Below are 9,025 nucleotides of genomic sequence, written 5' to 3' on the forward strand. Positions count from 1 at the left end.
TGCGGATGCCCTTGAACCGGCCGTACTCGGCGCCCTGCTTGGCCCGGCCGTAGACCCGCTTGTGGGTGGAGTCGACATCAATGAACGCCTTCTCGCCGGAGCCGGGCAGCAAGGGGGTGTGCGCGGCCGGCGCGGCCAGGAATCTGCGGTGCACAGCGTGGAGTTGGAGGGTGTGACCGTGGGTGAACGCGCGCAGGAAGGTGCCCAGCGTGGACGGCGCTCGGATACCCGTGAACACGGCTGGCATCGCGCCGTTCCGCAGCACGTGGAGGTCGTCGATGCTGTCCGCCCCTGCGGCCATACCGGCCACGATGCTGCTGACCTTGGCGTCCGCCGACGCACCCGCGCCGTTCGTCGTCCCGCTCAGCTTCACCTTCTGCGTCACCAGGTCCGACAGCCCACACCGTTCGGCCAGCCGCATCACCGGAACCAGCCCGGCATGCGCGACCAGATTCGGGTCATCGAACACAGCGGAGACCGCCGCTGGAGTATGGGAAACTCGCATCTCGGAAGTGCCTTGTCGATTATGCGTGCTGGAAGCCTCAAGAACTCCCATCATCGCAGGTCACAAGGCACTTCCTTGTTTCCCGAAACGTCATCCACAGCCATCAGATCGGTGGATCAAGGCTAAGAGCTTGTAACACGATCTTGTTGAGATGTTCTGGTTGGGCGTTACCGGTATGACGATTCGGCCGTTCGTGATGGTGTGGGTACTCGACCGTGGATCGTGGACGATGAGTTGTGGGCGTTGATCGAGCCGTTGCTGCCTCCGTGGCCGGAGCGGTCGCCGGGGCCTCGGCCGGTGTCGGACCGGCTCTGCCTTCAGGGCATCTTGTTCGTCCTCTACAACGACATAGCCTGGCAACTTTTGCCCCTGGAGCTGGGGTTCGGCTCAGGGCAGACCTGCTGGCGTCGCCTGGACCGATGGCAGAAGGAAGGGGTTTTCGACCGGTTGCACCGGACCCTGCTCGCGGAGCTGAACGCGGCCGGCGAACTGGACTGGTCGCGGGCGTGCGTGGATGGTTCCCACATCCGCGCGAAAAAGTGCCCCTATGGTTTTCGTCAAGCCGCAGAGGCAGTCGGTGTTTGGTAGAAGGTGCCGTCGCGCAGCATGGCGAAGAGCACGTCGATGCGACGTCGGGCGAGGGCGACCAGGGCCGCAACGTGGTGTTTCCCTTCGCGGCGCTTCTTGTCGTAGTAGGCGCGTGACTCCGGCTGGGACAGAGACGCGAACGCGGCCAGGTAGAAGGCCCGTTTGAGCTGCTTGTTGCCGCGCCGCGAGGGGTGCTCACCGCGGATGGACGACCCTGAACTTCTGGTCACCGGCGCCAGGCCGGCGTAGGCGGCCAGGTGCCCGGCGGTGGGAAAGGCGGTGCCGTCGCCGACGTCGATGAGGATGCGGGCTGCCGTCCTGACCCCGATGCCGGGCATGGAGGTCAGGACCTGGGAGAGGGTGGGCCTCCAGGAGTTGCTCGATCCTGGCCGCCAGCAGCTTGCGCTGGTCCAGGACCGAGCTCAGCGAGGAGGCCAGGCTGGGGACGACCAGTGCGGCGGCGTCCGTGCCGGGAACAACCACAGTCTGCTCGTCGAGCGCCGTGAAGATGTCCTCGACCAGGCGCTCTGCCATGCGGGGTGCTTTGGGTCGCAGCAGTGTGACCAGTCGACGGCGGCCGGCCTTCCTGAGCTGGGCGGGAGAGCCGAAGCGTTCGAGCATGGCCAGGACTGCGGGGTGGTCGAGCCGCGGGCCCAGGACATTCTCCAGCGAGGGGTGGATCTGTGTGAGCAGGCCGCGGAGCCGATTCTTGGTCCGGGTCGACTCGGTGGCGAGGTCGTCGTCGAAGCCCGCGATCATTTCCAGTTCGGCGACTGTCTCGTCGGCGGCCTCGACGGCCCGCAGGGTGTGCGGCATGGTGCGGGCGGCGTCGGCGATGACGAACGCGTCGCGGGCATCGGTCTTCGCCTCTCCTGGGTAGAGGTCTGCGATGCGGCGCATCGTCAGGCCCGGCAGGTAGGCGACGTGACAGCCCAACGCGCGGGCCACGGCCAGCGGCAGCGCGCCTATGGAGGCGGGCTGGTCGACGACCACCAGCACGGTCCCGTGCTTGGCCTGCAGCTTCGCGAACACCTCGCGCAGTTTCGGCTCGGTGTTGGGCAGGCGCTTGTCCAGGACCGTCTTGCCCGCGGGGGTGAGCGCGGTGGCGTGGTGTTCGCCTTTGCCCACGTCCAGGCCGAGGTAGACATCGATACCGTCGTTGGTCACGTCCCAGCTCCAGTGCTCGAACTTCTTCCCGGCCCTACCTGCGGCATCAGCGTGCCGGCATCCACGTTACGAAGAGACTGCCTCACCCAGGCTCGGGATCAGCGCTCGTGCCCCTAATCAGCGGTCTGCCAATGCCTCCGCGCCCGGTGACACCACTTTTTCGATCATGATCGACAGGGGGCTCAGTAATGCCGGGCCCGAAGGCCGGGAGCCCCGTTGCAGGGCCACGAAAACGGTAACGGGGGACCCGACACCGGTCCGTCGCCGGTCGACCGGCGGAAAACGGGCAGCAAACATCACCTGATCTGCGACGGACGCGGCACCCCGCTCAAAGTCATCACCACTGCGGCCAACGTCAACGACGTCACCCTGACCCTCGCTCTGGTCGACGGCGTCCCGCCCGTCGCGGGCCGCCCAGGACGACCTCGCCGAAGGCCCGAAGCCCTGCTCGGCGACAAGGGCTACGACTCCAACCCCAACCGAGAGGAACTGCGCAAGCGCAGGATCCTGCCCGTCATCTCACGCAAGGGCTGCCCGAACATCAAGGGCCTGGGCAAGCTCCGCTACGTCGTCGAGCAGACCTTTGCCCTGCTCCACCACTTCAAACGACTCGCCGTCCGATGGGAACGCCGCACCGAACTCCACGATGCCCTCATTTCCCTCGCCTGCAGCCTCATCTGCTACCGACGGCTCAAGAGGGCAGCCGCTCCGTGATCGAAGAAGCTCTCATGGCGGCAAGCTCCCTTGTAGAGGGCGGCGAGTACCCCGGGGGCACCCTCCACGCGCCCGTTCGCTACTCACCTGTCTCGTGCTCCGAACGATCCATGGCCACAGGCTCGTTGTAGGTGATCACGACCGGCGCGTTCGCCTCCGTCCGTGCGCGGTCCGAAGCCGCCGCGATCTCCTCGTAGGTCCATTCCTTGTAGAGACGCTCCCCGTGGGCATCGGTGATGTCGATGACTAGGCCGGTCCACTCCTCGGCAGGCTGTTCGGGGACGAGTCCCAGTTCGTACGTGGCGTCCTGGAGGAGGGATTCGGTGACGCGTATGCCGGTGAGTCTCTCGGCCAGAGCGAGGACCGCCGCCTTCCCGTCGACGACCGGGGCGCTCTCGTCGTGCTCTCCCTCGGGAGTCAGAGGGAAGCCGACTTCCCGCAACAGGGGAACCAGTTCATCGAGGCTGTTGCCGTCGCGCGCCGAGGGGCCCTCGAACGTCGTACAGAGCTCACCGTCCTCGAACCAGTGGAAGAGGTGGATGGGCTTGCCGCCGTTGCTCGAGTGCGCCACGACCCGGCCGCCCTTCGACAGCGTCTCCACGCACGCGCCCTCGATCCCCAGGCCACCGTCGAAGCCGAGGACGAGTGTCCAGTCGCCGTTCTCGCCCGGAGTGCTGAAGGCGCCCGCGACGTAGGACTCGTCCCAGTAGTCGTAGTCCGTCTCGGCGCGGTGGGCGTCGTCCGCCTCGATCAGCCCGGCCGTTCCCTCCCCAGTGCCGCGCGGTTCCGCCTCCATCGCGCGCAGCACCTCGTGCGGGCTCCGCCCCTGTATCAGTGTCAGGGTGTATCCGCTCTCCATTGCGTGGCGGAAGAGCGGCGAGGTGCGGATCCAGGCGTAGTCGTGCGCGGTCACCAAGTTCATACGGCGCAGTGTGCCTGATGCCTCTGACAATGCGCGGTGCAAGCCGGTTCTTACAGCTGGAACTGGTACTCGGGCTGCACCCAGTCCGTGTCAGCAACATGATCGTGTTACGAGCTCTAACCAAAGGCCACCGACATGGGGCGTACTAAGCGGCCGAGGAGCGGGTCGTGAAGGCTCAGTGCGGGGTGCGAGAAACCACCTTCCATCCTCGTGGAGCGTGACTGTGGACTTTGTGAATTGAAGCTGCCAGCGGCGTGGGAGACGATCATGACGCGTGCAGGACGAGACGAAGGAGACGTCAGGGTGTTTCACCGCATACGCCGCAGGGCTGCGGAGCCCAGCGAGGAGCAGCGCCGGTTCTTCGAGCTGTCGGCGCAGCTGGAGGGCCAGGTACCTCCGGAGGTCGAGCGGGTGCGGGCCGAACTGGAGCGTGCCGAGCCGGCCACCGTGGTGGACGACTTCCTTCCGCCGGAGCTGCGCGTACCCAGCCACGACCAGCTCGATGGCCGGATGACGGCCTGGAAGCAGCCGCTCGTCGTCGACGGCGAGATGGTCGCCTGTGCCGAGTGCGGCGCGTACCGGGACTGGCTCGTCCTCTCCACCCGCGACCAGATCTGGCTGCGCTGCCGGGTCGGCCACCAGCAGCAGGAGACACGCCTCGACACCGCCTGGTACAACCGGCACACCGGCCCCGCGGACGCGACCCACGCGACGTTCGAGGACTGCCTGCGCCACCTCGGCCACTGACCCCCACTCCCACAACCTCAGGGCCCACGGGCCCGTACTGACCACCCGTCGCCTAGCACCAAGGGGTCAGTTCCACCATGCGCGTTCGCGTCGCCACCGCCCTCGGTCTCACCGCCGTCACCGTCCTCACCCTGCCCGCCTGCTCCACCGACACCACCGAGGCGAAGCCCGCCTCCACGTCCTCCACGCGCAGCGGGAAGCCGGCGACCGCCGACCAGAACGGTGCTCCGCTGTCCTCGGCCGCGCTGGAGGAGCGCCTGCTCGACGTGAGAGACCTCGGTAGCGGCTACACACGCAAGCCCGAGCGCCCCGCCCGGCACGACGACGTCACCGTCCTCGGCTGCCCCGCCCTCAACGACCTCGGCGGCGACGCGGCCACTGGAGGCTCGCTCGACTTCTCCCGCCAGGCGAAGGCCACCTTCACCTACAGCGGCGGCAGCGACTCGGAGGTCTCCGAGGAGCTGTACAGCGACACCGCCGATGAGCTGTCCGGCGGAACCGGCCGAATCTTCGACGCCATGACCGGCTGCCCGGAGTACCAGGTCCTCGTCGGCGGCACGGCGATAGACATGGCCACGCAGAAGACGACCGCGCCCCAGCTCGGTGACGAGCGGTGGAGCCAGCTGCTGACCTTCTCCGCAGGCGGGCGCGGCACCGTGGTGAAGCAGACCGCGGTCCGGAACGGCAGCGTACTGCTGATCGTCTCCGACTCGCCGGCCCTGGTGGACCGGTACCTCGACAAGGCCCTCGCCAAGGCCACAGCAGTCCGCTGACAGCCAGCCACATGACGACACCGGCGCTCCCGACCATCACGGTCAGGAGCGCCGGCGTGGTCGTGCCCAATAGGTCAGTCGTCAGCGCGATAGGGGAGGCTCTAATGTGCTGCCATGCGCGACGACACGCCTGACGAAACGCGCCGTATCCACCTGAGCCGGACCTTCGACGAGGACGCCGAGCTGTACGACCGGGCCAGGCCCGGGTATCCGCCGGAGCTGTTCGATGACCTCGCCGAGGTGGCCGGTACCGGCCCCGGCTGCCGTGTCCTTGAGGTGGGGGCAGGTACCGGCAAGGCGACCTTGCCGCTCGCCGAGCGCGGTTGCCGGATCACCGCCGTCGAGCTGGGCACGGACATGGCCGCTGTCGCCCGGCGCAACCTGGCCGGATTCGGGTCGGTGGAGGTCGTGACGGCCGACTTCGAGACTTGGCCGCTGCCGGAGGAGCCATTCGATGCGGTCGTCTCGGCGACGGCGTTCCACTGGATCGATCCGGCGGTGCGGATGGTCAAAGCCGCCGACGCGCTGCGGCCCGGTGGCGCCCTCTCCGTGGTTGCCACGCAGCATGTGGCGGGCGGCAGCGAAGAGTTCTTCGTCGAAGTCCAGGACTGCTACGAGCGTTTCGATCCGGCCACCCCTCCGGGGCTGCGGCCTCCTGCCGCAGAGGACGTCGACACCTCGGATCACGCGGACGAGGTCGCACGCAGCGGCCGGTTCGGCCCTGTTCTTCCGGCGTTACGAATGGAACCTGACGTACACCACGGCGGAGTATATGGAGGTGCTGCGGACCTACTCCAGCCACCGGGCGCTGCCGCCGGAAGCTAGGGAAGGGCTGCTGGGTTGCATCGCCGGGCTGATCGACAGGCGATACGAAGGCTGGGTCACCAAGCGATATCTCACGGAGCTGCGGGTGTCGCGAACGCCCCCACGTTTTTCAGTAGATGCGCCTCCAGCCGCCCCCACCCCGCATAGAGCCCGATGAGTCACCCGTTTGCCCATCAGGCGACCCATCGGACAGTGCCTAGTCCCTGCGATGCTCCACGGCACCCAGTCCGGTGCTGCTACGAGTGGAGCGGGTCGGGAGCAAGGGCGACGGTCATCCACGGCACGGCACGCTGACGGAAGCTGTGCCCCACGGGCTCCAAGCCGCCGCTCTGCTCGGTGAGGCTGAACGTCGTCATCATGACCATGTCCGAGCCGTCGGCTACGGAGATGAGGTGGGTGGCGCAGCGCGGGCAAAAGCCTCGGCGCAGGGTCGGCCAGGTCGAGTACCACGTCGGCTCCCCGCCGCGGCCGGTCCAGATCAGCGTCTCCCGGCGGAACCCGGCCCACGACATCGCCGGTGAGCCGGACAACAGAGTGCAGTGGTCACAGGAACAGAGGTGCGGATCGTCCGGAACGCCGGTCACCTCGTACGCGATATCACCGCACTGGCAGCGGCCCGTCCGCAAGTCGGGAGCGGTGGTCGATTCGGTCACTGTGACATCTCCTTCGACGCGACGTGCGGTTGCGGTGCCAGTGTGCTGCCCTCGGAGCGGCCCGCGCTGGTGTTCGGGATTCCGCGCCTCGTGTGGAGAGGCACGTTCACCCGTCGCGGTGAACAGCAGCCCAGAACGCGTGAGGCTCGGCCACCCCGGATCGGGATGGCCGAGCTTCACGTGTGTCGGGCGGGCGGCGCGGCCGGCCTCGTCCCTCAGCCGGCCGGGGCGCGCAGGAGCAGCTCCTGCGTGCTTTCGGGCAGCACTCGGCGCAGGACCGGTGCGGTGGAGCTGAGCGCGTTGGCGAAGCACGCGACGAGGTCGTGCGGCACGCTGGCGCCGAAGGACGCGGCCCATAGGCATGGTGCGCCCAGCGCTGGCTCGGCCCACGCCTGCCACCCGCCCGGCCCCGCCTCATCGGCCTCAGCCGTCAGGGCGCTCGGGTCGGCGTCCTGGATGAGGGGTGGCACCTCGCCGAGGCTGATGTGCGAGGTGAAGGTCGGGTCCGTTGCTCCCGCGTGGGGCTGGTCGATGTCGCGGAACCAGCCGTGCGCGGTGACCGCGTCGAGGACCAGCTCTGGACCGCCGAGCGGGACGCCGGGCTGATCGCGGGCGTCGAGCGCGACGAGGAAGTCGACGAGGACCTCCCCCGGGACGTCGGGGGTGAAGTAGGCGGACCACTGCGCGAGCGGCGTGCTCGTGTCCGCGCGAGCGGAGACCTGCCAGGCGATCGGCAGCTCCCCCAGGTGGAACGGCTCGTCCGCCAGCACCCATTGGGCCCAGCGGAGAGTGTCGGGGCTGATGTGCAGGACGGTGCTGCGCAGGACCTGGCGGTCCTCCGGTGCCTCGTCCGGCTCGTGCCGTCCGCGGACGATCGTCAGGTTCGTCCAGCCAAGGCCGGCGAGCGTGTCGGCGACGGCGTCGTAGAGACGTCCGTCGTCACCGGCCAGGTGCCGGGGGCCGACCCAGTACGCGGACTGGGCACCGTGCGGGGTGGACGGGTCGGGCGGGAACTCGGGGTACAGGGGCGCCTCCAAAGGCTAGGTGCGGCTCTACTTGCCGCCAGGCGGTACGACGGGGGCGGCGCGGGGGCGCCTGGACCGGAGAGTGCCAGGCCAGCTCGACGGCGACCTCGGGCGGCAGATGACCGAGTTGCGTGTCCGCGTCCCGCCCTTCAGCGAGGTAGACGACGGGCCGACCGGTCTCGTCCACAGCTTGGACGACCTGCGCGAGGCGGTGCGCCATCGGGAAGAACGGGTTCATCGCGAAGCGCACCGGCAGATCGCGGTTGCAGGCGGTCAAGAGATCGGTCAGGTCACCGACGGTCATTTCCGCGTCCATCACGGGCGGCCTCCTTGTGCGGCGAATGCGGGTGGGACGGCTGAGAAGCAGCCGGCCGGGTTGTCGGGGTCTCAACGGGGCGGGAGGTCTCCAGCACGCGGGCTACGGCGGCGGCGACGATGTCGGCCGGTGTCTCACGGTCGAAGGACGCCTCGTAGCCGCGGATGTTCGCGGTGCCGGTGACAGCGAGCTTCCATCCCTCGCCTTCCGAGCCGGGACGGCCGTTGGGGTACCAGCCGAGGTAGAAACGACCGTCCTTACTCGCGATGTGTACGTCCCCGCGGTCGTCCACGACGAAGTGGAAATCGTCGGCGTCGAACAGGTCGATCACATTGCTGGACTGGCCAGGGCCGAGCAACCACTCACGCAGCCGCAGAGCCTCGATCGTGGTGAAGAATCCAGGGCGGCTCACAGGAGCCACAGTCACGGGCATCACCTCTCTGACCTTGTGTTTCTTGCAAGGTCGTCTACGTTGACATGCCCCTGCCCGCGATAGCCAGTCTTTCGAGGATCTTTCCTGTCTGCCCCCGGCGAACTGTCCTTTGTCATCCAATCGAGGCGTTTGACAGCGAGCCCGGTCGCTTCTGCTTCTCTGACAGTGAATCTAGTCGTGAGGGGTGAGCAGCCAACGTCGTCAGCACGAGCAAACTCGTTGACACCCAACCCGGTCGGCCCAGGTCAGCTGGCTGCACACGACTAGTAGGGCTTTGTTAGGTCCTGTGGTGGGGTTCGGGGGTTGGTGCGGGTTGGCCGCATATCGAGCAGGCGCCGGTCCAGGTGGCCAGGAGGG

At 67.9% G+C, this 9,025-nt stretch carries 6 protein-coding genes and 6 pseudogenes; 5 read left to right on the forward strand and 7 right to left on the reverse strand.

Features of this window, described 5'->3' with window-relative positions:
- A pseudogene (locus ACIPEK_RS45515) lies at positions 1-469 on the reverse strand (IS1380 family transposase); the annotation flags it as partial.
- Between the two features lie 255 nt (positions 470-724).
- On the opposite strand from ACIPEK_RS45515, the pseudogene ACIPEK_RS45520 reads away from it, so the two are divergent.
- Positions 725-1,039 (forward strand): annotated as a pseudogene (locus tag ACIPEK_RS45520) (transposase); the annotation flags it as partial.
- 23 nt (positions 1,040-1,062) lie between these two features.
- On the opposite strand, the pseudogene ACIPEK_RS45525 reads toward ACIPEK_RS45520, so the two are convergent.
- Positions 1,063-2,260 (reverse strand): annotated as a pseudogene (locus ACIPEK_RS45525) (IS110 family transposase).
- Between the two features lie 216 nt (positions 2,261-2,476).
- Here ACIPEK_RS45525 and ACIPEK_RS45530 point away from each other — a divergent pair.
- Entirely contained in the window at positions 2,477-2,974 is a 498-nt protein-coding gene (locus ACIPEK_RS45530) for an IS5 family transposase (RefSeq protein WP_402008686.1), read from the forward strand.
- A 79-nt stretch (positions 2,975-3,053) separates the two neighbouring features.
- Here the strand turns inward: ACIPEK_RS45530 and ACIPEK_RS45535 are convergent, their stop codons facing one another.
- Positions 3,054-3,896, reverse strand: a complete 843-nt coding sequence (locus tag ACIPEK_RS45535) for a DUF6461 domain-containing protein (RefSeq protein ID WP_402008688.1) — start codon at positions 3,894-3,896, stop codon at positions 3,054-3,056.
- A 303-nt stretch (positions 3,897-4,199) separates the two neighbouring features.
- Here ACIPEK_RS45535 and ACIPEK_RS45540 point away from each other — a divergent pair, with 303 nt between their 5' ends.
- From ACIPEK_RS45540 to ACIPEK_RS45550, 3 genes and pseudogenes are all read left to right on the forward strand, one after another.
- A complete protein-coding gene (locus tag ACIPEK_RS45540) occupies positions 4,200-4,643 on the forward strand; it encodes a hypothetical protein (protein WP_402008690.1) in 444 nt (147 codons plus the stop codon).
- Between the two features lie 77 nt (positions 4,644-4,720).
- Entirely contained in the window at positions 4,721-5,416 is a 696-nt protein-coding gene (locus tag ACIPEK_RS45545) for a hypothetical protein (RefSeq protein ID WP_402008692.1), read from the forward strand.
- 114 nt (positions 5,417-5,530) lie between these two features.
- Positions 5,531-6,398 (forward strand): annotated as a pseudogene (locus tag ACIPEK_RS45550) (class I SAM-dependent methyltransferase).
- Positions 6,399-6,477: 79 nt separating this feature from the next.
- Here ACIPEK_RS45550 and ACIPEK_RS45555 read toward each other — a convergent pair.
- From ACIPEK_RS45555 to ACIPEK_RS45570, 4 genes and pseudogenes are all read right to left on the reverse strand, one after another.
- Positions 6,478-6,894 carry a GFA family protein gene (locus ACIPEK_RS45555; RefSeq protein WP_402008694.1) on the reverse strand — a complete coding sequence of 139 codons (417 nt, stop codon included), beginning with the start codon at positions 6,892-6,894 and terminating at the stop codon, positions 6,478-6,480.
- A gap of 215 nt (positions 6,895-7,109) precedes the next feature.
- Positions 7,110-7,931, reverse strand: a complete 822-nt coding sequence (locus tag ACIPEK_RS45560) for a DUF317 domain-containing protein (protein ID WP_402008696.1) — start codon at positions 7,929-7,931, stop codon at positions 7,110-7,112.
- Between the two features lie 28 nt (positions 7,932-7,959).
- A pseudogene (locus ACIPEK_RS45565) lies at positions 7,960-8,235 on the reverse strand (hypothetical protein); the annotation flags it as partial.
- Between the two features lie 73 nt (positions 8,236-8,308).
- Positions 8,309-8,662: pseudogene (locus tag ACIPEK_RS45570) on the reverse strand (DUF317 domain-containing protein); the annotation flags it as partial.
- Positions 8,663-9,025: the final 363 nt, after the last annotated feature.

Source organism: Streptomyces sp. NPDC088246 (genome assembly GCF_044741025.1).
Lineage (GTDB): Bacteria > Actinomycetota > Actinomycetes > Streptomycetales > Streptomycetaceae > Streptomyces.

Bases quoted from the DNA above. Each gene is read 5' to 3' on its own strand.
- ACIPEK_RS45535 (WP_402008688.1), bottom strand. From the start codon at position 3,896: ATGAACTTGGTGACCGCGCACGACTACGCCTGGATCCGCACCTCGCCG.
- ACIPEK_RS45545 (WP_402008692.1), top strand. From the start codon at position 4,721: ATGCGCGTTCGCGTCGCCACCGCCCTCGGTCTCACCGCCGTCACCGTC.